35 protein-coding genes, 1 tRNA gene and 1 riboswitch are annotated in these 25,347 nt (G+C 46.1%); of the genes, 16 read left to right on the top strand and 20 right to left on the bottom strand.

Going from position 1 to position 25,347, the window contains the following annotated elements; genetic code table 11:
• Positions 1 to 81 precede the first annotated feature (81 nt).
• Positions 82 to 858 carry an enoyl-ACP reductase FabI gene (gene fabI, locus M1E03_RS15025; RefSeq protein ID WP_003180687.1) on the top strand — a complete coding sequence of 259 codons (777 nt, stop codon included), beginning with the start codon at positions 82 to 84 and terminating at the stop codon, positions 856 to 858.
• Between the two features lie 102 nt (positions 859 to 960).
• The gene (locus M1E03_RS15020) at positions 961 to 1,440 is read left to right on the top strand and encodes a CotO family spore coat protein (protein WP_003180690.1); all 480 of its coding nucleotides are present in this window, start codon (positions 961 to 963) and stop codon (positions 1,438 to 1,440) included.
• Between the two features lie 36 nt (positions 1,441 to 1,476).
• Here M1E03_RS15020 and M1E03_RS15015 read toward each other — a convergent pair whose 3' ends face one another.
• The 5 genes from M1E03_RS15015 to M1E03_RS14995 all read right to left on the bottom strand — a co-directional run bounded on the left by M1E03_RS15015 (position 1,477) and on the right by M1E03_RS14995 (position 4,113).
• On the bottom strand, positions 1,477 to 1,926 hold the full coding sequence (locus tag M1E03_RS15015) for a CotY/CotZ family spore coat protein (protein ID WP_020450960.1): 450 nt from the start codon (positions 1,924 to 1,926) through the stop codon (positions 1,477 to 1,479).
• Positions 1,927 to 2,076: 150 nt separating this feature from the next.
• Complete coding sequence (locus M1E03_RS15010) at positions 2,077 to 2,559, bottom strand: CotY/CotZ family spore coat protein (RefSeq protein ID WP_026579896.1); 483 nt, start codon at positions 2,557 to 2,559, stop codon at positions 2,077 to 2,079.
• Between the two features lie 131 nt (positions 2,560 to 2,690).
• Positions 2,691 to 3,203 (bottom strand): spore coat protein, encoded by a 513-nt coding sequence (locus tag M1E03_RS15005; protein WP_026579895.1) that lies wholly within the window; start codon positions 3,201 to 3,203, stop codon positions 2,691 to 2,693.
• A gap of 70 nt (positions 3,204 to 3,273) precedes the next feature.
• Positions 3,274 to 3,678 carry a hypothetical protein gene (locus tag M1E03_RS15000; protein WP_026579894.1) on the bottom strand — a complete coding sequence of 135 codons (405 nt, stop codon included), beginning with the start codon at positions 3,676 to 3,678 and terminating at the stop codon, positions 3,274 to 3,276.
• A 48-nt stretch (positions 3,679 to 3,726) separates the two neighbouring features.
• Positions 3,727 to 4,113, bottom strand: a complete 387-nt coding sequence (locus M1E03_RS14995) for a spore coat protein (protein WP_026579893.1) — start codon at positions 4,111 to 4,113, stop codon at positions 3,727 to 3,729.
• 147 nt (positions 4,114 to 4,260) lie between these two features.
• Between M1E03_RS14995 and M1E03_RS14990 the strand changes: the two genes are divergently transcribed.
• From M1E03_RS14990 to M1E03_RS14970, 5 genes are all read left to right on the top strand, one after another.
• Positions 4,261 to 4,617, top strand: a complete 357-nt coding sequence (locus M1E03_RS14990; RefSeq protein WP_003180704.1) for a DUF1360 domain-containing protein — start codon at positions 4,261 to 4,263, stop codon at positions 4,615 to 4,617.
• Between the two features lie 77 nt (positions 4,618 to 4,694).
• Entirely contained in the window at positions 4,695 to 4,820 is a 126-nt protein-coding gene (locus M1E03_RS14985; RefSeq protein WP_254926386.1) for a hypothetical protein, read from the top strand.
• 83 nt (positions 4,821 to 4,903) lie between these two features.
• Positions 4,904 to 5,113, top strand: a complete 210-nt coding sequence (locus tag M1E03_RS14980) for a hypothetical protein (RefSeq protein ID WP_020450964.1) — start codon at positions 4,904 to 4,906, stop codon at positions 5,111 to 5,113.
• A gap of 79 nt (positions 5,114 to 5,192) precedes the next feature.
• Positions 5,193 to 5,324: a YjcZ family sporulation protein gene (locus tag M1E03_RS14975; RefSeq protein ID WP_020450965.1), complete on the top strand. Its 132-nt coding sequence runs from the start codon at positions 5,193 to 5,195 to the stop codon at positions 5,322 to 5,324.
• 126 nt (positions 5,325 to 5,450) lie between these two features.
• Positions 5,451 to 5,708 (top strand): stage VI sporulation protein F, encoded by a 258-nt coding sequence (locus M1E03_RS14970; RefSeq protein WP_020450966.1) that lies wholly within the window; start codon positions 5,451 to 5,453, stop codon positions 5,706 to 5,708.
• 38 nt (positions 5,709 to 5,746) lie between these two features.
• On the opposite strand, the gene M1E03_RS14965 is transcribed toward M1E03_RS14970, so the two are convergent.
• Positions 5,747 to 8,026: an ATP-dependent helicase gene (locus M1E03_RS14965; protein ID WP_458110493.1), complete on the bottom strand. Its 2,280-nt coding sequence runs from the start codon at positions 8,024 to 8,026 to the stop codon at positions 5,747 to 5,749.
• A gap of 121 nt (positions 8,027 to 8,147) precedes the next feature.
• Here M1E03_RS14965 and M1E03_RS14960 point away from each other — a divergent pair, with 121 nt between their 5' ends.
• On the top strand, positions 8,148 to 8,405 hold the full coding sequence (locus tag M1E03_RS14960; protein WP_003180714.1) for a hypothetical protein: 258 nt from the start codon (positions 8,148 to 8,150) through the stop codon (positions 8,403 to 8,405).
• A 39-nt stretch (positions 8,406 to 8,444) separates the two neighbouring features.
• Here M1E03_RS14960 and M1E03_RS14955 read toward each other — a convergent pair whose 3' ends face one another.
• The 10 genes from M1E03_RS14955 to M1E03_RS14910 form a co-directional block, all read right to left on the bottom strand.
• Complete coding sequence (locus M1E03_RS14955) at positions 8,445 to 9,032, bottom strand: DedA family protein (protein WP_020450968.1); 588 nt, start codon at positions 9,030 to 9,032, stop codon at positions 8,445 to 8,447.
• Positions 9,033 to 9,127: 95 nt separating this feature from the next.
• Positions 9,128 to 10,114, bottom strand: a complete 987-nt coding sequence (gene galE / locus M1E03_RS14950; protein WP_020450969.1) for a UDP-glucose 4-epimerase GalE — start codon at positions 10,112 to 10,114, stop codon at positions 9,128 to 9,130.
• Positions 10,111 to 11,007 (bottom strand): UTP--glucose-1-phosphate uridylyltransferase GalU, encoded by an 897-nt coding sequence (galU, locus tag M1E03_RS14945; protein ID WP_165395377.1) that lies wholly within the window; start codon positions 11,005 to 11,007, stop codon positions 10,111 to 10,113. The genes galE and galU overlap by 4 nt, the downstream gene beginning before the upstream one ends.
• 16 nt (positions 11,008 to 11,023) lie before the next feature.
• Positions 11,024 to 11,419, bottom strand: a complete 396-nt coding sequence (locus M1E03_RS14940) for a GtrA family protein (protein WP_020450971.1) — start codon at positions 11,417 to 11,419, stop codon at positions 11,024 to 11,026.
• Between the two features lie 165 nt (positions 11,420 to 11,584).
• Positions 11,585 to 12,004, bottom strand: a complete 420-nt coding sequence (locus M1E03_RS14935) for a GNAT family N-acetyltransferase (protein ID WP_003180726.1) — start codon at positions 12,002 to 12,004, stop codon at positions 11,585 to 11,587.
• A gap of 9 nt (positions 12,005 to 12,013) precedes the next feature.
• Positions 12,014 to 12,523: a YjcG family protein gene (locus M1E03_RS14930; protein ID WP_003180728.1), complete on the bottom strand. Its 510-nt coding sequence runs from the start codon at positions 12,521 to 12,523 to the stop codon at positions 12,014 to 12,016.
• A 64-nt stretch (positions 12,524 to 12,587) separates the two neighbouring features.
• Positions 12,588 to 13,310 carry an esterase family protein gene (locus M1E03_RS14925; RefSeq protein ID WP_003180731.1) on the bottom strand — a complete coding sequence of 241 codons (723 nt, stop codon included), beginning with the start codon at positions 13,308 to 13,310 and terminating at the stop codon, positions 12,588 to 12,590.
• A gap of 111 nt (positions 13,311 to 13,421) precedes the next feature.
• Entirely contained in the window at positions 13,422 to 13,877 is a 456-nt protein-coding gene (locus M1E03_RS14920) for a helix-hairpin-helix domain-containing protein (RefSeq protein ID WP_003180732.1), read from the bottom strand.
• A gap of 11 nt (positions 13,878 to 13,888) precedes the next feature.
• Entirely contained in the window at positions 13,889 to 14,377 is a 489-nt protein-coding gene (locus tag M1E03_RS14915; protein ID WP_003180734.1) for a DinB family protein, read from the bottom strand.
• 80 nt (positions 14,378 to 14,457) lie between these two features.
• Positions 14,458 to 15,405, bottom strand: a complete 948-nt coding sequence (locus tag M1E03_RS14910) for a helix-turn-helix transcriptional regulator (RefSeq protein ID WP_003180735.1) — start codon at positions 15,403 to 15,405, stop codon at positions 14,458 to 14,460.
• A gap of 127 nt (positions 15,406 to 15,532) precedes the next feature.
• A riboswitch (SAM riboswitch) is annotated at positions 15,533 to 15,649 on the top strand.
• Positions 15,650 to 15,714: 65 nt separating this feature from the next.
• Between M1E03_RS14910 and M1E03_RS14905 the strand changes: the two genes are divergently transcribed.
• Positions 15,715 to 16,839, top strand: coding sequence for a methionine biosynthesis PLP-dependent protein (locus M1E03_RS14905; protein ID WP_458110492.1), 1,125 nt, complete (start codon positions 15,715 to 15,717; stop codon positions 16,837 to 16,839).
• The gene (metC, locus tag M1E03_RS14900; RefSeq protein WP_035338954.1) at positions 16,829 to 18,004 is read left to right on the top strand and encodes a cystathionine beta-lyase; all 1,176 of its coding nucleotides are present in this window, start codon (positions 16,829 to 16,831) and stop codon (positions 18,002 to 18,004) included. Before M1E03_RS14905 ends, metC begins: the two co-directional genes overlap by 11 nt.
• 44 nt (positions 18,005 to 18,048) lie before the next feature.
• On the opposite strand, the gene M1E03_RS14895 is transcribed toward metC, so the two are convergent.
• A complete protein-coding gene (locus M1E03_RS14895) occupies positions 18,049 to 19,239 on the bottom strand; it encodes a DUF819 family protein (RefSeq protein ID WP_035338952.1) in 1,191 nt (396 codons plus the stop codon).
• Positions 19,240 to 19,410: 171 nt separating this feature from the next.
• Between M1E03_RS14895 and M1E03_RS14890 the strand changes: the two genes are divergently transcribed.
• The 4 genes from M1E03_RS14890 to M1E03_RS14875 all read left to right on the top strand — a co-directional run bounded on the left by M1E03_RS14890 (position 19,411) and on the right by M1E03_RS14875 (position 22,334).
• Positions 19,411 to 19,980, top strand: a complete 570-nt coding sequence (locus tag M1E03_RS14890; RefSeq protein ID WP_035338950.1) for a MarR family winged helix-turn-helix transcriptional regulator — start codon at positions 19,411 to 19,413, stop codon at positions 19,978 to 19,980.
• A complete protein-coding gene (locus M1E03_RS14885) occupies positions 19,967 to 20,254 on the top strand; it encodes a hypothetical protein (protein WP_224066935.1) in 288 nt (95 codons plus the stop codon). Before M1E03_RS14890 ends, M1E03_RS14885 begins: the two co-directional genes overlap by 14 nt.
• A gap of 177 nt (positions 20,255 to 20,431) precedes the next feature.
• Positions 20,432 to 21,805 carry a serine hydrolase gene (locus tag M1E03_RS14880; protein ID WP_003180744.1) on the top strand — a complete coding sequence of 458 codons (1,374 nt, stop codon included), beginning with the start codon at positions 20,432 to 20,434 and terminating at the stop codon, positions 21,803 to 21,805.
• 94 nt (positions 21,806 to 21,899) lie between these two features.
• Positions 21,900 to 22,334 carry an SMI1/KNR4 family protein gene (locus tag M1E03_RS14875; protein WP_035334158.1) on the top strand — a complete coding sequence of 145 codons (435 nt, stop codon included), beginning with the start codon at positions 21,900 to 21,902 and terminating at the stop codon, positions 22,332 to 22,334.
• A gap of 87 nt (positions 22,335 to 22,421) precedes the next feature.
• On the opposite strand, the gene M1E03_RS14870 is transcribed toward M1E03_RS14875, so the two are convergent.
• The 3 genes from M1E03_RS14870 to M1E03_RS14860 form a co-directional block, all read right to left on the bottom strand.
• The gene (locus M1E03_RS14870; protein ID WP_051967072.1) at positions 22,422 to 23,372 is read right to left on the bottom strand and encodes a glycoside hydrolase family 43 protein; all 951 of its coding nucleotides are present in this window, start codon (positions 23,370 to 23,372) and stop codon (positions 22,422 to 22,424) included.
• A gap of 618 nt (positions 23,373 to 23,990) precedes the next feature.
• Positions 23,991 to 24,041 (bottom strand): hypothetical protein, encoded by a 51-nt coding sequence (locus M1E03_RS14865; RefSeq protein ID WP_228767678.1) that lies wholly within the window; start codon positions 24,039 to 24,041, stop codon positions 23,991 to 23,993.
• 240 nt (positions 24,042 to 24,281) lie between these two features.
• A tRNA-Val gene (locus M1E03_RS14860) sits at positions 24,282 to 24,354 on the bottom strand.
• Positions 24,355 to 24,528: 174 nt separating this feature from the next.
• Here M1E03_RS14860 and M1E03_RS14855 point away from each other — a divergent pair.
• Both M1E03_RS14855 and M1E03_RS14850 read left to right on the top strand, forming a co-directional pair.
• Positions 24,529 to 24,708, top strand: a complete 180-nt coding sequence (locus M1E03_RS14855; protein WP_011197793.1) for a hypothetical protein — start codon at positions 24,529 to 24,531, stop codon at positions 24,706 to 24,708.
• A 37-nt stretch (positions 24,709 to 24,745) separates the two neighbouring features.
• A complete protein-coding gene (locus M1E03_RS14850) occupies positions 24,746 to 25,324 on the top strand; it encodes a maltose acetyltransferase domain-containing protein (RefSeq protein WP_075212753.1) in 579 nt (192 codons plus the stop codon).
• The last annotated feature ends 23 nt before the right edge of the window (positions 25,325 to 25,347 follow it).

The raw sequence follows: 25,347 nt of genomic DNA, 5'->3' as shown, positions 1-25,347 counted from the left end.
GTCAGCCTGCTATTAATTGTGATACTATATATTATGATCAGGTACTAATAAAATGTTAATCATTAGGAGGATTTCATACATATGAATTTATCACTGGAAGGCCGGAATATCGTCGTCATGGGTGTAGCAAATAAACGAAGCATCGCTTGGGGAATCGCCCGCTCGCTTCACAATGCAGGCGCAAGACTGATTTTTACGTATGCGGGTGAGCGGCTTGAAAAATCGGTCAAGGAGCTGGCCGATTCTTTGGAGCGGAACGATTCAATCGTACTTCCTTGTGATGTCACAAATGACCAGGAAATTGAAGCGTGCTTCGCCGACATCAAAAAAGAAGTCGGGGTCATCCACGGCATTGCACACTGCATCGCTTTCGCAAACAAAGAAGACTTGGCTGGAGAATACTTAAATACCACCCGCGACGGTTTTCTGCTCGCACACAATATCAGCTCTTACTCACTGACAGCGGTCGCTAAAGCGGCGCGCGGCATTATGACTGAAGGCGGAAGCATCGTCACGCTGACATACCTTGGCGGCGAGCGCGTTGTATCCAACTACAATGTCATGGGTGTTGCGAAAGCATCGCTTGATGCCAGCGTCAAATACTTGGCGAGCGATCTCGGAAAAGACGGAATCCGCGTCAACAGCATTTCCGCAGGGCCGATCCGGACATTGTCCGCAAAAGGAATCAGCGACTTCAACTCGATTTTAAAAGAAATCGAAGAACGCGCACCGCTTCGCCGCACGACGACTCCGGAAGAAGTCGGCGACACGGCTGCTTTCCTGTTCAGCGACCTTTCCCGCGGTATGACCGGCGAAAACCTGCATGTTGATTCAGGCTATCATATCATCGCGCGATAACATAACGCTAAAAAGCAATCCGTTAAAGGATTGCTTTTTCTTTTCTTCTGATTTCTCCTTTTTTGCATATAGATATACCATGAACAGATCGGAGGGATCAAGATGTCTAGCAGAAAAAACGATGCGGAGCAAAAGCCGCTCATGTATATTGTGCAGCCGGACTATGATAAGGCAGAAGCGAACATGCAGGATATTCTGATTAAAAGAAAGAAGAAAGCAAAACCCGACGCTTCCGAACAAAAAGCCCGGCGAAAGGAACAGCAGGATGAAGCCGTCCGGCCAGACGAAAAGGATGGCGCCGAAGCGGTGCTTAGCGATGAGGCGAATCGGTCAGAAAAAGGAGTCAAACCGATTAAAAAGCCGCTCAGCAAGATGACCATCGCCGAGAAAATCGACTTTTTGGCAAGCCTTCCCGGCAATATGCCGAAAACCCTTTGCCTCATTGAAGCAGACGGGAAGACATACAGAGGAACGATCGCCGGAAAGAAAGGCGGTTCCGTATTTGTCAAAACGTCGAGCAAAGGGGCTCCGGCGGAACTGCAAATCGAGAGTATTACTTCCTTGCACCCGCTTGGCTTTTAAATTACACGATAAAAAAAGTCCCGATTCAGGGACTTTTTAATTTGAACGATTGATCAGTTGCGGATTTAAGCATTCGATCGCACAGAAGCATTCCAGATCCACTTCGACGCAGAAATTTGTTTTTTCCAAGCGGAACACATCGCAAATTTTGTCTTTTTCTTCTGTGAAATCGAGAACGCGGCGATTTTCATCAAAGGCAATCAACAGTCTTAATGTAGCACAGCAGTCCTTAATGTCTTCAACTCTGAAAAACACAGTGCTGAAGCAAGGGCCTGCCTGAAGTTCTCCGACATTTCCAAACGCTACGAACGGCTTAGACTTTGAGGTGTATATAATAAATGGAATGGTGTCGCCTAAGTGCCTCGAAGGGGAAAGCAGGTTGCTGAAGCAGCTTGTCGGGCAGCCTTCTTCCTCAATGGCGTTTTGCAGATCGTGAATGTTTTCAACGGCTTCGCACACGCAATTTTCAGCTGAACATTTTGTCATGTTATGATCCCTCCCAGTTCAGGATATAAAATTTCGTTTTTCGGCCTGGCTTTTCTATTGGTAAAAGGAGCTGCCGAAAGCCGGCAGCTTTCGTGAAAAGACTGGCATCAAGCCGATCATAACGGCCGGCTTGATGCAGTCCGACACCTTTTAACCGTGGTGCTGATTGTGTTTTTTGTCTGTTGCGCGATCAACTAGTTCAGGTGACAGACATTGAATTGCGCAGAAACAAGTTAAGTCAACCTCGATGCAAAAGTCCGTTTTTTCAAGCCCGAAAAAGTCAGGGTCACAAGGATGGCAGACGCTTAATGTGTCGCCGTTTATGTCCACAGGCCTCAGGATTGAAAGCGTTGCACAGCAATCTTTTAGATTTTCTGCCCGGAAGAAAATCGATTCGAAGCACTGCATATCATCTGAAAATCCGCCGACATTTCCAAATGTTGAAAACAAACCGCCTTTTTTGTCGTATATAAGGAACGGAATGGTGTCTTTACCGGAAACCGTCGGACTCAGCAGATTGCCGAAGCAGCTCGTCGGACATGTTTCTTCAACTGCATCCTGTTCTTTTATAATTTGTTCTACTGCATCGCATACACAATTTTCATGCCGGCCATGATGTTTTCCGCAGCTCATGGATTTCAGCTCCTTTTTATAGGGATATTTGACTTTAGTCTTTAACAACATATGTACCCGTGCCCTTGTTGGTGTGGGTAATCGTCTATAAAAATGAAGAAAAGCAGAGCTTGATGGCTCTGCTTTTTGAATTATAGAAGGCCGACGATAAGGGCGACGATGGTGATTGTAACAGTTTGAACAAATGTGCTTACGATGACGGCTGTGTCTGTATCTTCGGTTGTGACATGTACATTTCGGGAATTATCAATCACCAATTTTTGTCTGTTCGTTTGTTTATTGGCAGTTACTTGCAGCAAATCAGATGTTACAAGTTCGGCTAGATCAGGATCATCGATAATGGCGAGAACAATCGTTACAGCTAGTGTTTGCACAGCTGTCATGACTGATACCAACGTTTGTGTGTCTTCAGTTGAGACTTGAACATCACAAGAGTCTTTAATGATGATCGTTTCATCTGAGAGCTGTTTGTTAAGATGAAGTTGATCTAGGTCAGAATCGATAAAGCCATTTTGCCCTTTCCTACCACAGTTGCAAGTATAGTCGTCACATAATTTTTTCTTAGGATAACTAGGGTGATAATCGTTACCTGGATGTTCGCATTCCGGGTCAAGCGCAACCCATGAATATGGTCTTGTTTCCATTTCATTTCCTCCTTCCATTTACTATTATTAAATGTTGTAACTCCTTAACTTGTATAAGACAGATACCCTGCTACAAATCCCCATTTTTTTCTTCGTTTGCTGCTGAAGTATCCGACTCGGTTGAATTTTCCGCTGTTGCTGTGTTTTCTTGTTCCCTCCGTTGTCTAAGTTTATCTCTCAATCTATTTGTTCTGTTTCTTCTTCTTCTTGTTCTCTCACCATTTTCTGAAGACGCATCAGCGTTCTTTTCTCTCTTTGCCCCTTTTTCCTTCGCTGCGGCTATTTCTTTCTGTCTTTGAACTAAAGCATCGGATTGTTTTTTTAGATCTTCCAGCATATTGAAAATATTTTCTTTTTCTTCTTCTGAAAGCTTCCGAACTTTATCGCTGGTTACTCCCCGATTTTTCAAGATATTTTTAACAACTGATTTCATTATCGGATCTACGTTCTCTTGGAGTTTTTCAAAATCTGCCAATTGTTTCTCACCTCAATTTCTCAAAAAATATTAGAAAGAAAGGAAGGCTTAAAGTATGTCAAGCTCTGTGATAAGCGCGATCAGCACTTCGGTTAAAACTTGGACGGAAAGCAGAATTTCCAGCGAGGAAAGCGTAATGGTGACATTGCTGCTGCCGATGACTTTGATGGTGACTCTTCTCCTTCTTTGCAGCCTGTGTACGGCTAAAAGGTGTTCTGAGACAATGTCTGCTGTATCCTCGTCTTCGATCGCAAGCTGAGCCGATAAAATCGTCAAAGAGATCACAGTGGCTTGTAAAGAGAGAGCTGCTGTTATGTTTGCCGTGTTTACCGTGACATGTTCGGAATCAATCACTTCAATGAGCTGGTCATATTCCCGGTATAATTCGTCAAATGTTTCTGCGTACAACGCTTCGGCTTTTTCATGAAACGACATAACTTTCACTCCTTTCTTATCCACACTTTATTAAATGCAGACCGGTAACTTAGCGGAATGAGGAAAACATACATTTCAGCACCCAAATTTGCTGTTTTAGGGAAGGCGGTTCCGGCATATATTTGGAAGCAGGAAAGGGGGAGCCCTGTGATACAAAGCTGGCTTTTATATATTCTATTTTCTATCGCGGTATTTCGGCTGACACGGCTGGTCGTGTTTGATACGATCATGGCGCCGTTTAGAAGCCTGTTTCACGAAGAGGTTGAAGAAAAAAACGAAAAAACGGGAGAGACCGAGACGTATCTTGTCATGAAAGGAAAAGGCGTGAGAGCGTGGATCGGCGAGCTGTTGAGCTGTTATTGGTGCACGGGTGTGTGGTGTACCGCGTTTTTGCTTGTTCTTTACGCCTTTGTTCCGACCATTGCCGAATGGCTGATTCTTCTGCTTGCCATAGCAGGCCTTGCTGGGGTACTGGAAACGATCGTGTCCAAATGGCTCGATTGAATGGGGATTTATCATTGGCAACTTATGAAAAGAAGACTCATATAATGGCGTATAAGCATGAGAAAGGAAGGAATGCAATGAGACAAGTGAAAAGAAGGCAGCAAGGCCGATTAACGAACGCTTCCAGCAATCATCAGTCCACTTTCTCAAAAAAAGTGAAGAAAAAAGGCTGCGGATGCGGCAAAAAGAAGAGAACCTATTAATATCAAAAAAAGCCGGATACAGTCCGGTTTTTTTGTTGCCAATTTTTCTTCTGATGCATACACCATCATAAGGGGGAAAAGCGATGAATGTATTTGAACAGCTGGTTGAATCAATATGCCGCAAGCACGATCAAACGCAAGCCGGCCATGACCGGGTGATCTTTGAGCAGCAGAAGGAACTGGAGACATTTGACCGTTCTGCCGAACAGTTCGGCAGGCAGGTCGAAGCGTTTGCAGAGAATGCTGAAAAATGGCTGGGAGAGGACGTGAGTCTGCCGGGCATCTATAAATAATCCACGGAAGCCCTATGCATCAATCCAAGCGAATCCTATCAACTGTCATATCGTGTAGGGAGAAAAGGAGGTGCTTTAGATGGGCTTTTGTGGCGGAGGCTACGGCGGCGGCTACAGCGGAGGCTATGGCGGCGGCTATGGTTCAACGTTTGTATTGATCGTTGTCTTGTTTATTCTTCTCATTATTGTCGGCGCTTCTTTTAAATATTAGTTTTTGAGTTGAAGCGAAGAGGGCGGCGGCATGTGTGCCGGGCCCTCTTCTTTTTGAACGGGAAAAGCACAAGGCTTTTCAAAGATGCATAAGATAGCGTATCACTCCCAAAAAGGAGGCATAGGTATGGACAATCAATTTTTCAAAAACATCGAAAAGAAAACGGGCGTCAGCATGAATGAGGTCATGCAGCTTGCGAATTCGCTGCAAAATGCCAACTTCAAGGATGAAAATACGGTCCGCAGTGTGATTAAGCGTGTCGCTAAATTGGCGAACAAACGGGTTCCGAAGGAAATGGAAGATAAGATTGTTGAATCCATTGTAAGCGGCAAGGAAAAAATGGATTTCAACACGATCGCGAAAATGATGAACAGCAAAAAATAAACACCGCGCCTTCCGATAAAAGGAGGGCACGGTGTCTTTTATTGCAGCTGGACCTGGGGATTCGGGCGTAAAACAGGCTGCAAAAACCTTGAGCGGTATGCCGTTCTGCCCCTTCTGACGGAAGGGACGCTGATATACAGACGATCCTCGGCCCGGGTCATGGCGACATACAGCAGCCTCCGCTCTTCTTCAAGAGCGGTTTCGTCGCCTTTTCTCGCTGTCTCAAGGGCAAAGTCATGCGGAATCGAGCCGTCCTGCACCCCCAGGATATAGACCGTTTTGAATTCAAGCCCTTTCGCACGGTGGATTGTTAAAAGCTGAACACCGTATCCGTCAGCTTTTTGCTTTTCCGCTGCTCTCATATGATCGACATGCTCAAGAAATTCGGGGATCGTTTTGAATTTTTTTGCCGCTGTTTTGAGATCCCGCAGATCGTCAGACCCTTTTTCGAGCTTGTTTCCTTCGTTACCGCGCTTTTTTAAGTAATCGGAAAATCCCATTTTTTCCTCTGCGAAAGAGATCGCTTCAACTGGTTTCATCGTTTTTAAGCCTGTGAAAAAAGGAACGATTTTCTTTATTTTATCAAGCTGAAACGGTTTGATGTCGGTTAGTTTTTCAAGCGCGTGAACCATCGTGCAATCTTCGGTAATCGAGAGCGCTTTAAGCGTATTTAATGCGGACTGCTTGAGAAAGAGGGCGGGTAAAATCTGTTTGACGGCTTCCGCGTCATCCTGATTTTGGCTTAAGTAGAGATAAGCCAGGATCTGCCGGACGATTCTCCTGCTGTAAAACGACCGGACGCCTTGTTCAGCCGTGTACGGAATAGCTGACTGGTGCAGACGTTCAAAGATTGCGCGCCCGCTGCTGTTTGTCCGGTATAGGATGGCGAAGTCATCAGGCTTAGCGCCCATTTCAATTTTTTCTTGGATATCAGAGACGATCATAATCGCTTCTTCCTCTTCATCATAAGGATAAAATATAAGCGGTTTTTGGCGGTCATCTCTCGCGGCACTTAATGTTTTCGGAAAACGCTTTTTATTTTTCCTCACGACCATATCAGCGCTTGCCACAATCGGATGGCTCGATCTGTAATTCGTCGTGAGGCGGACCGTTTTCGCCTTCGGATAATCTTTTTCAAAATCGAGTATAAAAGAAGGGCTGCTGCCTCTGAACGCGTAGATTGACTGGTCATCATCCCCGACACAGGTCAGGTTGTTTTCCGGGCTCGCCAACAGCTTGATGATGGCATACTGAACAGGGTTAATGTCCTGAAATTCGTCGATCAAAATCGCGTAAAAGCGCGTCTGATATCGTTTTAAAATGTCTGGCTGTTCTTGAAACAGCTGCCAGCATGCAGATGCCATATCGTCGAAATCGAATTGGCGCCGCGCAGCTTTTTGTTCTTCATATTGACGGTACAGCCGGTGAACCCGCTTTTCCCATTCGTCTTCCAGCGGAATCTGTTCGCCCGGAAGATAAGCGTTCTTCCAGTAGCCGATCTGCTGGATCGCCTGATCAACCGGAAAATCTTTTTCATCAAGCCCTTCTTCGGCAAGGGCCATTTTGATGTATTGTTCTTTTTGCCATTCCCATTTCAGCAGGTGCTCGCCATTCCATCTTGCCGGATCATGGTGATAAAGAATTTTGTAGAAAAAGCTGTGGAAGGTGCCTGTCACGAGGCGGTTCACAGTCTGCATCGGCAATCCGTATTGCGAGGCCATCCGCTCTTTCATTTCTTTCACGGCTTTTGTCGTGAATGTGACGAGCAAAATGGCGGAAGGCGGGATATCGAGCCGGGATATCATATAAGCCGCTCGCGCGGTTAATACCCGTGTTTTTCCGCTTCCCGCGCCGGCCAGAACGAGAAGGGGTTCTTCGGGGGCCGTCACGGCGGCAAGCTGTTTCTCATTCAGCGGCACATTCGGAAAGACCGGTTCCGGGGCCGTTTCTTCCGCTGGGGAGAAAGGAGAATGGATGGAAGCTTCGCGAGGCGGCGTCCAGAAGTCCGCATCCGTCTTCTTTTCCTCTCCGATCGCTTTGCCTTTCGGGAGACGGAACACGCCGCTTTCTGTATAGTCGTTCTGTCTGGTTTGCTCTGTCTTCTCGTTTAAGCAAGCTGCTTCACATTGAGAAAAATCCCCGTTTTCCCGGTGGAAAAAATGTGGTTCTTCATGAATCGACAATTTCAGTCTGAGAGGCAAGCCGCAATGTTTACACGTGATTCTGTCTTTTCTTGCTTCATCAAAGAGGAATTGCAGGTGTTCTCTCGAATATGTATGTATATGAATGTCTCGGTTATTGAATCGGGCGCATTTCAAAAAGAGGTCCTCCAATTAATGGGTAATCGTCTAGTGTTATGAGACAACGTCTATCATATCAAATGAAAACCGTTTAAAACAGTAGATTTTTGGGAATTAAAGCTGATGAGGAGGAGATCGAATGGGATATTTGCCGCCTGTCCATCATGATCAATATACACAGTACGCCAATCGCAGCATCAGCCAAAAATCGAACTATGCGCATATACAAAAAACCGCCAATATCCCAAGCGAGCGCGCCTACCGCGAAGTCGAAAAAAGAGAGGAAAACCAGACTGCGGCTTTTAGGCGGGTCTTGGAAAAGAAGCGAAAAAAAACGCTGAACCGCCGTGTTGCGGAAAAGGCGGAAAGCGGACGCTACGTTAACGAGTCCGTTTGAAAGATGAAACAAACCCCGGCTTTTATACCGGGGTTTTCGTTATTTTTTGCGCAGTTTTTTGAGTCCGAAATACAGAATAATCATAGCGGCCGCTCCGATCATAATCGGAGTCGTGTACGTTCTCGCCACATTTTCAACATGGTCCCACCGGCTGCCGAGCTGTATGCCGAGGTAGACGAATAATATCGACCACGGTATGATGGCCAGCACGGTCAGACCCGTGAATTTTAAAATCGGCATTTTCGCAATTCCTGCCGGAATGGAGATGGCGTGCCTGACCACGGGAATGAAGCGGGCGGAAAAGACAACGCCTCCGCCGTATTTCTCAAACCATTTTTCGGCCGTTTGAATGTGATGCTTTTGGATCAATAAGTACTTTCCGTATTTATATAAAAACGGCCTTCCGCCGTAATAGCCGATCCAGTATAAAAACAATTGAGCAATCGTTCCCCCGATGACTCCGGCGATCACGGCCCCTGTCATCGTAATAGAGCCGCTTGACACCAAGTATCCGCCGTAGGCCAGTACGATTTCACTCGGGATGATTTCGATCATTAAACCGATTGCAATGCCGAAATAGCCAAGATCGGTCAGCCACATTAAAATATCATTCACTATGCTTCCCATTTTCGTTTTTTCTCCCTGCTTTTGATTTCATCAGCCGAACGTTGGAGCAGCCGCCGGGATGTTTCCCTGCCGCCCGCGCGGGAAACAAGCGAATCTCAAAAACCGTCCGGATGCGCCCTGTGCCATTGCCACGCGCTTTGAATGATGGTTTGTAAATCGCTGTATTGCGGCTTCCATCCGGTATCTTCCATCAGTGTCCGGCTGTCCGCCACAAGCACTGGCGGATCCCCCGCTCTGCGCTCGTCCGTTTTTGCTGCAATGCTTCGCTCTGTCATGTTTTCCGCGGTTTCAATGATTTCTTTTACGGAATGTCCGGCTCCTGTCCCTACATTATAAACATTTTGCTTCAGTCTGTCTTCATATAACCTGTCAAGAGCCGCCAGGTGGGCGGAAGCCAGATCGAGGACGTGAATATAATCCCTGATGCATGTTCCGTCCGGCGTCGGGTAATCATCTCCGAAAATGGACAGCTGCTTTCGCTGTCCCAAAGCCGTCTGCAGGACGAGGGGAATGAGATGGCTTTCAGGATCGTGATCCTCGCCGATCGCTCCGTTTAAAGCGGCGCCGGCCGCGTTGAAGTAGCGGAGGGCTGCCCATTTGACACCGTGCGTTTTCCCGACCCAGTGCAAGTATTTTTCGATCATCAGCTTCGATTCCCCGTAAGGATTGACAGGGGAGAGGGGGGCTATCTCTTTGATCGGGACGTTCTCCGGGATGCCATATACGGCGGCGGTCGACGAAAAGACGATGTTTTTGACGCCTTCCTTGATGACCGTTTCGAAGAATGCACAAGACTTGAGCGTGTTTTCCCTAAAGTAGAGCTCAGGCTTTTCGATCGATTCGGACACAAGGCTTTTGGCGGCGAAATGGATGACAGCATCGACATCATGATGTTTGATGATGGCTTTGACAAGTGCCGCATCACCGATGTCGCCTTCGTAAAAGCTGATCCCGCTGACGGCTTCCCTGTGTCCGGTAGATAAATTGTCAAGCACGACGACGGAGCGGTTTTGCTTTGTTAATTCGAGTACGGTGTGGCTGCCGATGTATCCGGCTCCTCCTGTAACGAGTACGGATGTCATTGCCATGCTCCTTTCTGCGCTTCTTTTTTTAGGACGCTTTCCAGGTAGGCGAGCAGTTTTGGCCGCATCTCGTCCCGCATAAGAGCGATTTCCGTACTCGCTTTAAAACTGCCCAGCTTGTCGCCGATATCAAAGCGGCTTCCTTCCAATTTGCGCGCATACATGCTTTGTTCCCGGCAGATTTCCCTTAGTGCGTCAGTCAGCTGAATTTCATTTCCCGCACCGCGCTTCGTTTGTTCGAGCACAGGGAAAATCGAAGGCCTCAGCACATAGCGGCCCATAACCGCGATATTTGAAGGGGCTTCTTTGACAGACGGCTTTTCCACAAGATCGTCAATTTGATATATTTTGTTCTTTTGCGCGGACGTCTGAATAATGCCGTATTTGCTCACGTCCGCCGGATCGACTGGCTGAACGCCGATTACTTCTGTCTGATATTCTTCAAATACTTCGAGCAGCTGCCGAAGCGCCGGCGTTTCTGACACCATGATGTCGTCGCCGAGAAGGACGGCAAACGGCTCATCACCGATGAAATGCTTGGCCGATAACACCGCATGTCCGAGACCGAGGGGCTCCTTTTGCCGGATATAATGAATATTCGCCATATCGGCGATGTCGCGTATCTCTTTTAACACATCATTTTTTCCTTTGGCGAACAGGTTTTGCTCCAGTTCAACAGAGCGGTCAAAATGGTCTTCAATCGAACGCTTATTTCTTCCTGTAATGATAAGGATGTCTTCTATTCCTGATTGAACAGCTTCTTCCACGATATATTGTATAGCCGGTTTATCGACAATCGGCAGCATTTCTTTCGGCTGCGCTTTTGTTGCCGGCAAAAACCTTGTACCCAAACCGGCTGCTGGGATGACTGCTTTTTTTACTTTCATGGTTATTCACTCCTGGTCTTTTTTATGAATCTGTTCCGGGTTTTTGAAACACCCAAAGCCTGTTTCCGATAAAGTTGATCGCCATTCCTGCGACTGTTGCGGACATTTTGCTGACAAAAAGGGAAAGGCCGGCTTTTTGAAAAATATACAGAAGGACAAATGTAGCGCCCGCTGCTGCAAGATTGATTATGATAAACCGGACGATTTCCGCGCCATGTGCTTTTTCCTTTACTTGAAACGTCCATGTCCGATTCCAGATATAGCTGTTTGCTACGCCTGCCGAATAGGAAAACAGCTGTGCGGCCAGATAGGGTACGCGGAGGGACGTAAGGATGAAAAACACGGCGAAATCAACGAGTGTGTTTCCGGCTCCGACTATCCCGAAACGGGCGAGTGTGGTGATGTTTTTTTTGTTCATAACGGCATTCGGCTGTTTACCTCCCGTCTATTTTGTGTAGGGCTTCGTAAAAGCTTAGAAACAACTTTAATAGACAATGTTGAATAAACGATAAACAAAAGATGAACAAACTATGAAATGTTTTCTGAGGAAAAGAAAAACCGTTCCGCTTAAAAAGCGGAACGGTTACTTTTTGACCATTTTGACATGGGGGATATTCGCATCTAAAAATTCTTCAGACACGACTTTATAGCCGTGTTTTTCGTAAAAGGGAACAGCCTGTGTCTGCGCGTTCAGCATGAATTGAACCGCGCCTTGCTTGGCGGCTTCCTCTTCAAGCGCCTGAATGATCAGGTTGCCGATGCCGAGGGAGCGGTGGCTTTTCAGTACACAGATTCGTTCAAGTTTGCCATAGCCGTCGACAAGCCGTAGCCGGCCAGCGCCGATCGGCTCTTTTCCGTCATAGATGACGAGATGTGAAGATTCCTGATCGAGATGATCCATTTCTTCTTCCGGTGATACGTGCTGCTCCTTGATAAAGACTTCCTTTCTAACAAAGAAGGCGTCTTCAAGCTGTTGTTGATTCTTCACAATGACGGCTTCCACTGGCTTTCTTCACGCTCCTAAAATAAAAGTTTCATAGACGGTCCATGATCCGTTGTCCAATTGGTAAAGCAGATGAAAGCGGTCGATGACTTCTTCGTGCGACGCGTCTCTCATTTTCAGCGTGCCGAGGACGTCGGAATGCTCATCATCTGACAGCTTTTGTGCGACTGTGACATGGGGAACAAACGCATATTCGGGTTTGTCTTCCAAAACGCCGCTGTACATTTTTTCATGAAGCTGCGTCAATTCTTCTGTCGGTTCGGCTTTCATGTAGATGACATTATTGACAGGGGCAAAGGAACTGAATTTTGTAATCTTCAGCGTGACCGGTTTCAGCTCTTTTGAAAGTTCCCTCAGGTGTCCTACGACGCTCGCGATCTCGTCTTCGGACACTTCAAAAGGTGTTCTTAATGTAAGGTGGGGCGGAATTAAAGCGTAATTCGGGTCATAGCGTTTTCGGTAGGAATTTGCAATGTCCTGAAGTTTTTTTGATGGAAATAGCACAATACCGTATTTCATTTTGTTCCCTCCTTAAACAATTGATATGGTTTAGTATATCAAAGATGGGCCGATATACAGAGAGCTACAGCATTTTTTTTAAAGCGGGGGTGATGAGCGGCTGCCAGTATGTCCACTTGTGATCCCCGTCGAAAGCTTTGAAATCGTAGTTTGTCTGCTTTTCTTCAAGCAATTCTTTTAATTGCTCATTTGGACCGGTGAAATCCAAAATTTGATCATCAGTCGTTTTGACGGCGGTTTCTTTCTCTCCGATTTGGTGGCAAATTGAAATAAGCTGCAGGGAATCGGACTGTTTCACTTTATCGAGAACATGGCGGTCGACATAAGGTGACTGCATAATGACGTTTCCGAACATATTCGGATAGTCAAGCGCCGTCATGAGGGAAACCGTTCCTCCGAGCGAATCCCCGATCAGCGTCCTGCCTGATCCGACTTGGTATGTCGGGTACTCACTGTCGGCGAAAGGGACGAGTTCATTTGCCAAAAAACGTTTATACGCTTCGAATTTTGACCCTTCCGGATGGTATGTAAGCCTTCTTTCCTGTACGTTTTTGTACGGAATGCCGATGATGATGCTTCTTTCGATTTCGCCGTTCGCCAGCAGTTCTTCCACCTGTCTGCTGATGCGCCCGAGGCGGAAATAGTCATGTCCATCCTGTGCGATGATCACATGATATTTGTAAAGCGGCGAGAAGGATGACGGCAAATAGACGAGAAGCTCCATTTCCTCGCCGAGCTCTTCCGAAAAAAGCTTCTTCTCCTGAATGACTCCTGTTTTCATAGCCAAGATGAATTCCTCCAGAAATAATGTTTGTGAACGTTTCCATTCATTTTAACACGAAATTCTCTTGTGAAAGAAGCGAAAAGGGCTGCCGAACTGTTCGGCAGCCGTGATTTTTTATGTCCGTTTTTTTTCGTACCAGGGCGTTGACGGTCTATCCGGAGGGTATCCGCAGCGTTCGCGGTACATTTTTCTTTCCTCTGTGAAATCCCACCAGCTTTTAGCGCTTTCGGGATCGTTGGCGTAATGGACGATGCATCGCAGCGCATCTTCTGCACAAGGATCTTCCCAGTAGCCTTTCAGTTTTTCGAGGCGGATGATCAAATCCGCACCTGATTCATGCTTGATGTCGCCAAGGGAATAGTAGCCCAGGTCAACGGCGCACTGCGCCATTTTCGGCCCGATGGAAGGAGCGGTTTGAAACTGGGCGAGCGCCTTGATGTATGCGGCGCGCTCCAAAGACGAACCGAGCGTATGTGCAAGGACGGACAGATCCATATATGCCGTGTTTTTTATTTTTACCTTGGCTGTCCTTAAGTTTGACCGTTCTTTTTTTGTCAGAGGCAGCTTCATATGAACACCTTTTAAAGATACAGATCGAACATGTTGACGTCATAGCCGAGCTGTTTTAAATAATTAAACAGCTGGGCCCTGTGATGGAAGACGTGGGTGAGCGTTTCCGTCAGCCAGCGGCTTTGGGTCATCCCTTCATCAAGGTAAAACGGCTTTGTTTTTTTCGTCAAAAATTCCTCGTCGGAGAGGGAAGTCATATACGTTTGAAAAGCGGCGAATCCTTTCTGCATAGCTTCAGCCATTTGGTCAGCCGACTGCAATGCACTATACTTCTTTTCAATTCGGGAGATGGCGGCCTCTTCCTTTTCCTGCATGATAGCCATGTCGGCTTCTGGGATGGCCGTCAGATGGCTTGCCAGTTCTTTCAGGCTTCGCATGCGGTCGGCGGGCCGGTAAGACCAGTCAGATTCCTTCACTTTTTTCAGAAGATGACACGTGGAGCGGATGCCCGTCTCCATCTCGTGGAACAAATCGCTCCGCAGGGCTTGAACTTGCTTCATTTGCTTCATCCTTTACATTTTGCTTTATTCTAAAAGTATCACCTAATCCTGACAGGCTTTGTCACGATTCTTAAAAAAAGTCAGTCGTACCTTGCTAAAATGTCAGCAGCCTTCCGTTTCAGCTGAAGCTTGATTTCTGCGGGTTCTTTGACAGTTGCCTCAGTGCCGAGGTTCCACAAAAGTTCCCCGAAATACTCAAGTTCTGGTCTGGGGAGGTTTGCATCGATCGCCCCCGTTCCGTCATCCCGCATGGTGAGGATCTTGAATAAGTCCACATCAGCCGCAGCCCGCCTGGCTCCTCTGCGTGTCAGTTCCGCTTGCAGCCGCACCGGTTCAGGGCACTCGCTCTCCGAATGTTTGATCCAGCTGAGAACCGATGGATAGGGAAGCTGGCGGGCCAGCGGGCTGGCCGCTTTTTCCGCCCGAAGGATGCGGTCGGCGCGGAACAGTCTGAACGCCTGCCTTTTAAAGCAATAGGCCGGACAGTACCAGAAGCCGTTCCAGCTGAACAAGCCGATGGGCTGGATGGATCTCTCCGCGCAATCGTCTGTTCCGTCATAAACGACCGTCAAAACGGATTGATTGATGGCTGCATCAAGAAGCGTTTCTAAATGTTCGGCGGCTTTTGGACGATGCGGATTCCAGAACACGATTCTGTCTTTCATCGCATCAATCCGCTCCTGTGTTTCCACGGGAAGGTGGCGGTAGAACTTTTTTAAAACCATCCGCGTTTCCGCATCAAAGGGAAGCGATCCGAAAAACTGCAGAGATTGATACGCGAAAAACATAGCCGCCGCCTCTGATTGTGTAAAAAAGAGCGGCGGAAGCACAGGTTCATTCAGCAAATAATAGCCTCCGTTCGCGCCTGTTTCAGAATAGATCGGGACGCCGAGCGCGCTCAGCTCGTCCAGATCGCGGAGAATCGTGCGGTAGGAAACCCCGAATTCTGCTGCGAGCTCCCCGGCCGTAAATTTTCGTTTTGTATGAACGGTCATCATCAATTCGATTAATCGCTCTGTTTTTGGCATCTGATTCCTCCGGTTCCGTCGTTTGGTTTCATCATACCATGTTCAATATGAGGAAAGATTTAAAAATGACCCTTGAAAAATGTCTTGACTTAGGTTAAAGTAAAGAACAATCAGAAAATTGAAGAGATTCTTATCACGAGAGGTGGAGGGACTGGCCCTTTGAAACCTCAGCAACCGGTCTGCACTGACGATGTCAGTGTACCAAGGTGCTAAATCCAGCAAGCAGATGCTTGGAAGATAAGAAGAAGCGCATAATCCCCCTTCTTCTTATGAAGAAGGGGTTTTTTATTTTTAAAAGGATGGTGTCATATGACTGAACATGTACAAACAACGCTGGCGCAAATCGGCAACCGCAGTGATGAAATAACGGGAACTGTCAATCCTCCCGTTTATTTCTCTTCTGCGTACAGGCACAAAGGGATCGGGGAATCCACAGGGTTTGATTACATTCGCACAAAAAATCCGACAAGACAGCTTGTTGAAGATGCAATCGCGAAACTCGAAGGGGGAACGCGCGGCTTTGCGTTCAGTTCCGGTATGGCTGCCATTCAGACGATCATGGCTCTGTTTCAAAGCGGGGATGAGCTCATCGTTTCGTCCGATTTATATGGGGGAACGTACCGCCTTTTTGAAAACGAATGGAAGAAATACGGACTTCGCTTTTTCTACGACGATTTTTCAGACGAAGACTGTATCAAGTCGAAAATCACGAACAATACAAAGGCACTGTTTGTAGAAACGCCGACAAATCCGCTCATGCAGGAAGCTGATATTCAAAAAATCGCGCAAATCGCTAAAGAGCACGACTTGCTGCTCATTGTTGACAATACGTTCTATACACCGGTTCTGCAAAAGCCGACTGAGCTCGGCGCTGATCTTGTCATTCACAGCGCGACGAAGTATTTGGGCGGTCATAACGATCTTTTGGCGGGGCTTGTCGTTGCAAAAGGCGAAGAGCTGTCTGAGGAAATGTTCCAGCACCAAAACGCCATCGGCGCGGTTTTATCGCCGTTCGATTCATGGCTCTTAATGAGAGGGATGAAGACGCTCGCTCTCAGGATGAGACAGCATCAGGAAAACGCGCGGGAACTTGCGGCCTTTTTGGAAGAGCAGGAGGAAATTGCCGATGTTCTTTATCCGGGAAAAGGCGGCATGCTGTCATTCCGCGTTCAAAAAGAAGAATGGGTTAATCCGTTGCTGAAAAATCTCAAGACGATCTGTTTCGCCGAAAGCCTCGGCGGAGTCGAAAGCTTCATCACCTATCCGGCGACACAGACCCATATGGATATCCCGGAAGACATCCGAATTGCAAACGGCGTCTGCAACAGACTTCTGCGCTTTTCAGTCGGAATCGAACACGTCTCCGATTTAAAGCAGGATCTAAAAGCTGCGCTGGAAAAAGTAAAAGGGGAGGCGGTTCCGCATGAGTCATGAAAACTGGACGCTTGAAACAAGGCTTGTTCATAACCAAAATAAAACGGACGGAGCAACCGGAGCCGTCAGCGTGCCGATCCAGCACGCCTCAACCTTTCATCAAGGTTCTTTTGACAAATTCGGCGAATATGACTACAGCCGGTCAGGAACACCGACAAGAACGTCGCTTGAAGACACGATAGCCGAGCTTGAGGGAGGGACGAGGGGATTTGCTTTTTCATCCGGAATGGCCGCGATTTCCACCGCCTTTCTGCTTTTGTCAAAGGGCGATCACGTGCTTGTCACAAAAGATGTGTACGGCGGCACTTACCGGATGATTACGGAAGTGCTGAGCCGCTTCGGGATTGAACATACTTTCGTCGATATGACGGATTTAAATGAAATTGCTTTAAACATAAAGGAAAATACAAAAGTCATCTACCTTGAAACACCGTCAAATCCGACGCTCGGCATTACGGATATCAGAGGCGTCGTCAAGCTTGCCAAGGCGCACGGCTGTCTGACGTTTCTTGACAACACGTTTATGACCCCGGCGCTGCAGCGGCCGCTCGAGCTCGGCGTCGATGTTGTGCTACACAGCGCGACGAAGTTTTTAAGCGGACACAGCGACGTATTATCAGGACTTGCCGTTGTGAAAGACAAAAAGCTCGGGGAAGAACTTTATAAGCTGCAAAATTCGTTCGGCGCTGTTCTCGGCGTCCAAGACTGCTGGCTTGTGCTGAGAGGGCTGAAAACACTGCAGGTCCGGCTTGAAAAAGCATCTCGAACAGCTCAGCAGCTCGCTGAATTTTTTGAAAAGCATCCGGCCGTCAAACAAGTGTATTATCCGGGACTGTCTTCGCATCCGGGTGCGTCAGTTCACAGGCACCAGTCATATGGCGCCGGCGCCGTCCTTTCGTTCGAGCTGGAGAATGCAGAAGCCGTGAAAAAGATTGTGGAACGCGTCTCTCTTCCGGTCTTTGCCGTCAGTCTCGGCGCTGTGGAGTCGATCCTTTCCTATCCGGCAAAAATGTCACACGCCGCTATGCCGAAAGAAGAGCGGGAAAAACGGGGGATTACCGACGGCCTTCTGCGGCTGAGCGTCGGTGTGGAACATGCCGATGATTTGCAGGCCGATTTTGCCCGTGCATTGGAAGCCGTATCCGGAGCGTTCGCCCGATCATAAAAGAAGCCGCAGACTCTTCAGGGAATCTGCGGCTTTTTTTGCGTTTAAACCAGGGTAGAAAACCATGTGCCCAAGAGGGTGCCGACATAATTGCCGATCAGATATCCGAACGTCCCGACCAGCATAACCGGAGCGACGAGGCTCTGCCAGCCTTTGGCGATCGCCATCGCCGCCGCTGTTGTCGGACCGCCGACAGATGCGTTGCAGGCCAAGAGAATTTCCTCGAGCCGAAAACGCAACAGCTTTCCTGCGGCAAGCGTTACGAGCAGGTTGGACATGGCAACCACAAACACAAATGCCAAAAGGAGCGGTGCGTTCATGAGAATGATCCGCAAGTCTGCCGGAATGCCGATCACCACAAAGAATAAGTAAATCAAATAAGTCCCGATTTCCTGTGTGCCGCGCAGCCGTTCAAAATAGCGGGGAAAGGCGATTGTCAGCAAAATTGTCAGCGTCGTCAGCAGCAGGAACTGGTCACCCAAGATAAAGGCAAGAAACTGAAACCCGCCGTCAGAAGAAAAACGCTCTTTGAAAAAGGCCGCTGTTTTTACAGACACAGCAACGATCGCGAAGGCGGTTCCGATGTTTAAAGCAATGTCCTGCAAGGACATCTCTTTTCTTTTCCAATAGGCTTCCGCCTGATTTTTGCTGCCGGCCGTCTCTTCAGGAACGCCAAAGCGCTTTTGAAACCATTTAAGCGCCGGTATCCCCATTAAAATGAAAAAAAGAAGAGCCATCATAAAATTATCCGCAACCACCGTCGATGATACATATTCACCGGGAGTTGAGAACTTCGCGGCCATCGCCGCAAAATTCACGCCTCCGCCGATATAAGAGGCACTGATCATCCCGCCGATTTGGTCAAGGTGCGGAATCTGCTGCTTAAACAGAAAAAAAGCAATCACGCTTCCGGCAGCAGTGCCCAGGGCGCTGATGCAAAAGATCATCAAAAGCCTGCCGCTTTCTTTCAGGATCTTCCGCACATTGATTTGAAAAAGCAGCAAAGGTATCGCAAGCGGAACAACATAGGACCACACCGCATCATAGACGGGCGACTCGGCCGGAAGAATCCCCGCATTCGTAAACAGCATTGATCCGCCCAGCGCCAGTACAGCCCCCGATACTGCCGCAGCCCAGCGATACCGCTGCTCCAAATAAATACTCACCGCCGCCCACACCGCAATAAACCCCCAAAGCATCCATGCATCATCCGCTGAAATGAGTGAAGAATTCATTATATTCCCCCTATTCTCATCCTATATTTTTAATTATCAGATAATTAAATAGTGTAAAACGGAATGTCCAATTGATCAATCACGAAAAAATAGTCACCATGTTGACAAAATTAACGAGTAAGAGTATTGTATATTCGTCAGCATGTTGACTATATTCAAAGGAGAGAACAAATGGATACCAACAGCTTAATCAACGAATTACATTTGATGCAGCAAAGCTATGCGACATTGTTTTCAGTTGTCAATAAGGTGCAAACCCGAGGTGACGAATACATGGAAATATTAACTTCGAGGCAACACATGGCACTCATCGCCATCGCGCATTTGCCGACTGAAACTGCCACGCTTACGAATATCTCCAAAAAGCTTGGCACAACCAAACAGACCGCCAACAAGCTGATGACAGGTCTGATCAAAAAAGGTTATGTTAAATCAGTGCCAAATCAAAAAGACAAACGCTCTATTAATATTGAAATGACCGCTGAAGGAAAGAAAGCGCTGGTGGATTGTTCCGAAAGGTCCGTCTATTTCTTGGCTGACTTGTTTCAGCAGTTTACTGCCGAAGAGGTTGCGACATTTTGGCGGCTGCTGCAAAAGCTTTACCGTTTTGACGGTGAAGAACAAGACGGTTTTGAGGAGAATGCAAACATTCAGCTTGGCGTAGGAAATTCATTAGATACAGAAAAGATTCTCGAAAAATTTGAGAAACGCCGCTACGGAGGAGAAAATGATGAAAAATAATCTTTATGTAAAAGCAACAACTTTTAAAATCAAAGGAAAGGAGAAGCTCTATCATGCAAAAGATAAATTCCTGCAGACAAAGGAAACCATTCGCCGCGGCACAAAATTAGACAGGACAGGACCCTTTTTCTCAAGCTGCATTGCTCTGATCATCATTGGATATTCCTGGGGGACAAAGGCGGAATGGCTCGTCTGGTTAGGGGCGGCAAGTCTTTTGAGCAACGTTTTATTGCTGTTTGCAACATTTTTTCGCCGAAATCAAAAATCGATTTGACATTCGTTTGTGCTGGGGCTAATGAGTCGCACCGTAGATCAATGAGTGACTTGCGAAAAGGATGTTGAAACTTATTAGAATTGTAGACTAGCGATTTCAAAGACAAGAAGCAGTCTTGTCTTTTTTTAGTTGAAACCTCTTATTTCCATATGCGTATAAAGAAAGGGAGGTGGAAAAGTGAAACAGAAAAAAAGAGAACAACTTGTTAACCTGTTTAGTGTGTTAAATGAAAAAAAGCAGATCAACGCGGCGGTATTAGTCGCTGAAGACGGAGACATTCTTTTTCAAGGCGCCTTCGGTTATGCAAACTTGGCAGATAAGCGTTTATTGCAGGAGGATTCCTTATTTGAATTAGCATCGCTATCCAAGCCGTTCACTGCTTTGGGCATCCTTCAATTAGCACAGCAAGGGGTATTGAATATTGAGGATCCCGTAGAACGGTGGATAACCGGATTTCCTTATCAAGGCATAACGATTCACGATTTGTTGACACATACGTCGGGTCTGCCCGATTATATGGAGTGGTTTTTACAACATTGGGATCATAACAAGATTGCTGTTAATCAAGATATCGTTGATATGCTGATGAATCATCAGCCGCAACGCTATTTTGCCCCGGGTGAAGGTTGGCTGTACAGCAATACGGGATATGTGCTGCTTGCGGTTATTATTGAAAAGGCATCCGGTCTGAGTTTTGCCGAATATATGAAAAAAAATATCTTTGAACCGGTGGAAATGCTGAACTCAAGGGTGTATAACAGAAGGCTTCAACCTGAAACCATTGAGAACTATGCGTATGGATATGTGTATGACGTGCATACAGAACAGTACGTTCTGCCTGATGATGTTGAAGAAACAAAATATGTCTCCTATCTTGACGGGGTTCAGGGGGACGGAACCGTAAACTCAACCATTCATGACTTATATTTGTTTGACCAGGCCTTATATACAGATTGTTTGATCAATCAAGTCTCAAAAGAGCTTGCTTTTACTCCCGCGTCTCTGAAAAACGGAGAGTCTGTAGATTACGGGTGTGGATGGGTGCTTCGGGACAGTCCTGAAACAGGGCGAATTGTCGGTCACAGCGGCGGCTGGCCAGGCTATTCAACCGTAATGATCCGATATATCGATCAACGAAAAACCTTCATTTATTTGAGCAATGTGGAACAGGATGATGAATATGAACAGGCCATCTTTGAAGCCGTTGAAAATATCCTGTTTGACAAGGCCTACAAAATCCCTGATCGCCCTGCCGATAAAAAGAAAAAAGAGATCGATCCGGCCATTTACAAAAGATATGTCGGAAGTTATTCACTTCAGGATGGCACCGCCGCTGATGTGACAGTTGATAAAGAACGGCTTTATATGCAAATCACCGGACAGATCCGTTTTGAATTATTTCCAGCCTCGGAAACGCGCTTTTTCCTCAGGTCATTGTCTGTTGAAGTGGAATTTATTTTGGAGGATGGTGTGGTCACCCGCTTGATTATTTATCAAAATGGCGCAGAGGAAGAAGCGGTGCGGATAGTGGAATCAAGCAGCAAGGTATGAACGTTGTTTGTCATGAAGAAAATTAATCGTTCGAAGTTGTGGGGATATCAGCCTGGCTGAATTTCTGATGCCATCTATAAGGAGGTTCATGAGGCTGAACAAATTTAATTTTATAAAAAATAGTCATCATGAGTTTTATGAGTTAAAAGAAAACGATCTAATAAAAGCGGAAGATAGACTTGGTTTCCGATTTCCTAAAGAACTCAGAGAATTTTATTTAGAAATTGGGTACGGGTTTATAAGAGGGAATAAAAGTGCAATAAACAGATTTTTAGACCCCGCTACTATCGCAGATATCACTTTAAGGGAAGATATTTACGAATTTGACCCTGATTTAGATGATATATATGAAGATGAAGACAGGCTTGTTTTTTATGAGGTAAATGAAGGTGTATATTTAACGCTTGATTTAAATGATACCGATAAGTCATCGGTATTCTTTTTTGATAAAAAAATAGCTGACTCTATAGAGGGATTTATCAAAAAAGTTGATCAAAATGATCGATACTTTGAAGATATGGAAGATTGAACATTTTTTTGGATGGAGTTCTTGCAAAGCTGGACTGCTAAAATAACAGAAAAAACCGAGCAGAAAAATATCTGCTCGGTTTAAAAACTAATACCTCGGCCATCCTTTGGAATCCCAGTATAAATCATTAATCAGCAGCTTAGGCGCTCCATTGTCAAGCGCATCATAACCATGTCTGACGATGATGTTGCCGTTCACGATATCTGCGCCGCCCGGGCCCTTCCATTGGTCGTTTCCGGAGTCGAGGATTGTGCCTCCGCCTTCCGTCATTTTCTTGCCGCTTTTGTCATAGTAAGGTCCCGTAATTTTTGTTGAGCGGCCGTAAGCGATTTTATACGTGCTGTTCACACCTTGACAGCATTTATCGAACGAAACGAATAAATAATAGTAGCCGTTTTTATATGTGATAGACGGCGCTTCAACCGCTCCGCCATGGCTCGGCCTTGATGCGATCGAATAAACCTTCCCTGTAGGTTTCATTGTTTTTTTATCAAGCTTTGTCAGCTTGATGCCGCTCCAAAACGAGCCGAAGGACAGCCACGGATTTCCTTCTTTATCAATGACTAACTCAGGGTCGATCGCATTATAATTGTTCGAGGTCGTCGTCCGGGTGACAAGCCCGTCGTCGCGCCAATTTCCGGAAGAGATCCGGTCTGTTGAAGCCAGTCCGATCGCCGAAGTATTGGAGCCGAACGCGGATATCGCATAATAAAGCCAATAGCGACCATTGTAATAGCTGATATCAGGCGCCCATTGGTTTTTTTCATGGTTTGGCACGTACTTTTTCCACCATGATAATGGAGTTGTAAAAATACTTGGCGCTGGGCTCCACGTTTTTCCGTCTGTCGATTTGATGACGCGGATTCCATTGCCGATACCAGTACCGAATGTATACCATGTATTTCCTTCTTTAATCATGGAAGGATCATGAATAACGTTGTCTCCTTTTGTATCCCAAAAAGCCGCTGATGTTGGCTCAGCTCCCGAAAAAATAAGCAGAAAAAATAAAATAAAACCAGAAATAATCGTCTTAGCCACAGTTGTTCTCCTTTCAAATCTCGATGTCCTTTAACAATCGGTCCTCCTTTGAGAAATATTTCCCAACAACACGCACTTTATTTTAGCAGGGGTTCGGTCTCTCTCAATCAGACAAAGGACTTGTTTTGTAGTCCTGAAATAAAGCGAAAAACCCAGAAAATATCCATATTTAAAAAACAATCAAACAAAAGTCATTTTTTCGTCTGAATTGTAAAGAGTTGGAAGTGATTAATTCGACTTATTTTGGAGTATTTTGGATGTTGTGAATTATGAACAAATAATGTGGATGTTCAAAAGCGTTGGAAGAAGAAGCACGGTTTACGCTCGAATATTTTCATTTATCCCGAGAGGTGGATGACACTATTAGTTGATTTAGTGGGTTGAAATTGGTAATATGAATTTGAAGATAGACTGTCAAAATCATAAAAAGACCACAGGTGTGTCATCAACGTATCGCTCAAACGTTCAGGTGTATTTTTTAAAAAGAAATGCATAAAATAAAAAAGACCCGACTGCGCCAACAGTCGAGTCGAGTGTACAAAGCGGCCCAACAAGGGCTTGGCTCAGTCATTTTAAATATAGACTTCCCTTTGAACTTTACCAGGGCTCAAGGGAAGTCTATTTTTCTTTCTTCGACAACACGGCAATTAACATGCCGAAAGCAATCATTAACGAGATTGTTTCGTATGCTGTCATAAGCATCACCCCCTTTCATAGGGGATGAGCCAACTTCCCTTGAGTGAGCCCGAACTTTGTACAAAGAATATTTTACCATAACTCTTTCAAATAGAGGCTGTTTTTTGTGGAATGAAGACAGAGTGTCGAGAGGTGGGAATTGAAAAAAATCAAACGCAAAAACGGCAGGAACTCCGTTGAAAATCAACGTTTTCCTGCCGTTTCGATTCGGTATGATTCCGACTGGGCTCGAACCAGCGACCTCTACCCTGTCAAGGTAGCGCTCTCCCAGCTGAGCTACGGAATCATGATATGTAACACTGGGTATTTGTTTTGCTGACAAGTTCTATTATATGCAGATTAGATGGGTTCGTCAACAGTTTTTCGATTTTTTTTTTGAGAGCTGGGAAAGAGTCTTGCAGTACGCCGCGCGTTATGAAAATATTGTCTTATATAGAAGTCAAAAGGGAGCAGGAATTGGATGGATCTGATACTTAAAAGTGTTGATAGTATTTTAATCGTATTTTTAGCAATCTTTTTTATGTGGAAATTCGTTTATGAAATTAAACATGAGAAGCGGAAGGCTGTTATCTTGCTTTTGCTGCTCATCAATGTCTATTTTATTGTAAAAGTGTTCAATCTCGTGTTGCAATTGATGTAGCCAATATCAAAATGCAGTTAAGGAGACTAAAAAACCAATGAAAACAGAAAAGCAAAAAATGCTGGACGGAGAGCTTTATCTTGCTTCTGATCCGGTGCTGTGCCATGACAGACTCAAGGCGCGCAACATTACGAATGAATTCAACCATTCGAACGAAATCGACGACAATAAAAGGACCAAGCTGATCAAAGAGCTGTTTGGTTCAACAGGGGAAACGCTCCACATCGAACCGGTGTTTCGCTGTGATTACGGTTTTAATATACATGTCGGGGAAAATTTCTTCGCCAATTTTGACTGTGTTTTCCTCGATGTATGCGAAATCCGGATAGGCGATCATTGTATGCTCGGACCGGGCGTTCATATTTATACGGCGTCCCATCCGCTTGATCCGTCCGAAAGGATAAGCGGTGCGGAGTACGGGATACCTGTCATCATCGGACGTAACGTCTGGATTGGCGGCAGAGCGGTCATCAATCCCGGCGTCAAGGTCGGCGACAATGCAGTGATAGCTTCCGGAGCCGTCGTGACAAAAGATGTCCCGGACAATGCCATCGTCGGCGGAAATCCGGCGAAAATAATTAAATACGTTGACGGCAAAAACACCAATTCTATCTGATTGGTGTTTTTATTTTAGAATAG

The organism is Bacillus sp. PK6-013 (genome assembly GCF_054161445.1).
Note: the sequence above shows the minus strand (reverse complement) of the source record. Positions and strands in the feature narration are given on the sequence as shown.

Excerpts from the sequence above, each read along its gene's own strand:
- fabI (WP_003180687.1), top strand. The coding sequence starts at position 82 with ATGAATTTATCACTGGAAGGCCGGAATATCGTCGTCATGGGTGTAGCA.
- M1E03_RS15020 (WP_003180690.1), top strand. The coding sequence starts at position 961 with ATGTCTAGCAGAAAAAACGATGCGGAGCAAAAGCCGCTCATGTATATT.
- M1E03_RS15015 (WP_020450960.1), bottom strand. The coding sequence starts at position 1,926 with ATGACAAAATGTTCAGCTGAAAATTGCGTGTGCGAAGCCGTTGAAAAC.
- M1E03_RS15010 (WP_026579896.1), bottom strand. The coding sequence starts at position 2,559 with ATGAGCTGCGGAAAACATCATGGCCGGCATGAAAATTGTGTATGCGAT.
- M1E03_RS15005 (WP_026579895.1), bottom strand. The coding sequence starts at position 3,203 with ATGGAAACAAGACCATATTCATGGGTTGCGCTTGACCCGGAATGCGAA.
- M1E03_RS14995 (WP_026579893.1), bottom strand. The coding sequence starts at position 4,113 with ATGTCGTTTCATGAAAAAGCCGAAGCGTTGTACGCAGAAACATTTGAC.
- M1E03_RS14985 (WP_254926386.1), top strand. The coding sequence starts at position 4,695 with ATGAGACAAGTGAAAAGAAGGCAGCAAGGCCGATTAACGAACGCTTCC.
- M1E03_RS14980 (WP_020450964.1), top strand. The coding sequence starts at position 4,904 with ATGAATGTATTTGAACAGCTGGTTGAATCAATATGCCGCAAGCACGAT.
- M1E03_RS14975 (WP_020450965.1), top strand. The coding sequence starts at position 5,193 with ATGGGCTTTTGTGGCGGAGGCTACGGCGGCGGCTACAGCGGAGGCTAT.
- M1E03_RS14970 (WP_020450966.1), top strand. The coding sequence starts at position 5,451 with ATGGACAATCAATTTTTCAAAAACATCGAAAAGAAAACGGGCGTCAGC.
- M1E03_RS14960 (WP_003180714.1), top strand. The coding sequence starts at position 8,148 with ATGGGATATTTGCCGCCTGTCCATCATGATCAATATACACAGTACGCC.
- M1E03_RS14955 (WP_020450968.1), bottom strand. The coding sequence starts at position 9,032 with ATGGGAAGCATAGTGAATGATATTTTAATGTGGCTGACCGATCTTGGC.
- galE (WP_020450969.1), bottom strand. The coding sequence starts at position 10,114 with ATGACATCCGTACTCGTTACAGGAGGAGCCGGATACATCGGCAGCCAC.
- M1E03_RS14940 (WP_020450971.1), bottom strand. The coding sequence starts at position 11,419 with ATGAACAAAAAAAACATCACCACACTCGCCCGTTTCGGGATAGTCGGA.
- M1E03_RS14930 (WP_003180728.1), bottom strand. The coding sequence starts at position 12,523 with ATGAAATACGGTATTGTGCTATTTCCATCAAAAAAACTTCAGGACATT.
- M1E03_RS14920 (WP_003180732.1), bottom strand. The coding sequence starts at position 13,877 with ATGAAGCTGCCTCTGACAAAAAAAGAACGGTCAAACTTAAGGACAGCC.
- M1E03_RS14915 (WP_003180734.1), bottom strand. The coding sequence starts at position 14,377 with ATGAAGCAAGTTCAAGCCCTGCGGAGCGATTTGTTCCACGAGATGGAG.
- M1E03_RS14910 (WP_003180735.1), bottom strand. The coding sequence starts at position 15,405 with ATGCCAAAAACAGAGCGATTAATCGAATTGATGATGACCGTTCATACA.
- M1E03_RS14905 (WP_458110492.1), top strand. The coding sequence starts at position 15,715 with ATGACTGAACATGTACAAACAACGCTGGCGCAAATCGGCAACCGCAGT.
- metC (WP_035338954.1), top strand. The coding sequence starts at position 16,829 with ATGAGTCATGAAAACTGGACGCTTGAAACAAGGCTTGTTCATAACCAA.
- M1E03_RS14895 (WP_035338952.1), bottom strand. The coding sequence starts at position 19,239 with ATGAATTCTTCACTCATTTCAGCGGATGATGCATGGATGCTTTGGGGG.
- M1E03_RS14890 (WP_035338950.1), top strand. The coding sequence starts at position 19,411 with ATGGATACCAACAGCTTAATCAACGAATTACATTTGATGCAGCAAAGC.
- M1E03_RS14885 (WP_224066935.1), top strand. The coding sequence starts at position 19,967 with ATGATGAAAAATAATCTTTATGTAAAAGCAACAACTTTTAAAATCAAA.
- M1E03_RS14855 (WP_011197793.1), top strand. The coding sequence starts at position 24,529 with ATGGATCTGATACTTAAAAGTGTTGATAGTATTTTAATCGTATTTTTA.
- M1E03_RS14850 (WP_075212753.1), top strand. The coding sequence starts at position 24,746 with ATGAAAACAGAAAAGCAAAAAATGCTGGACGGAGAGCTTTATCTTGCT.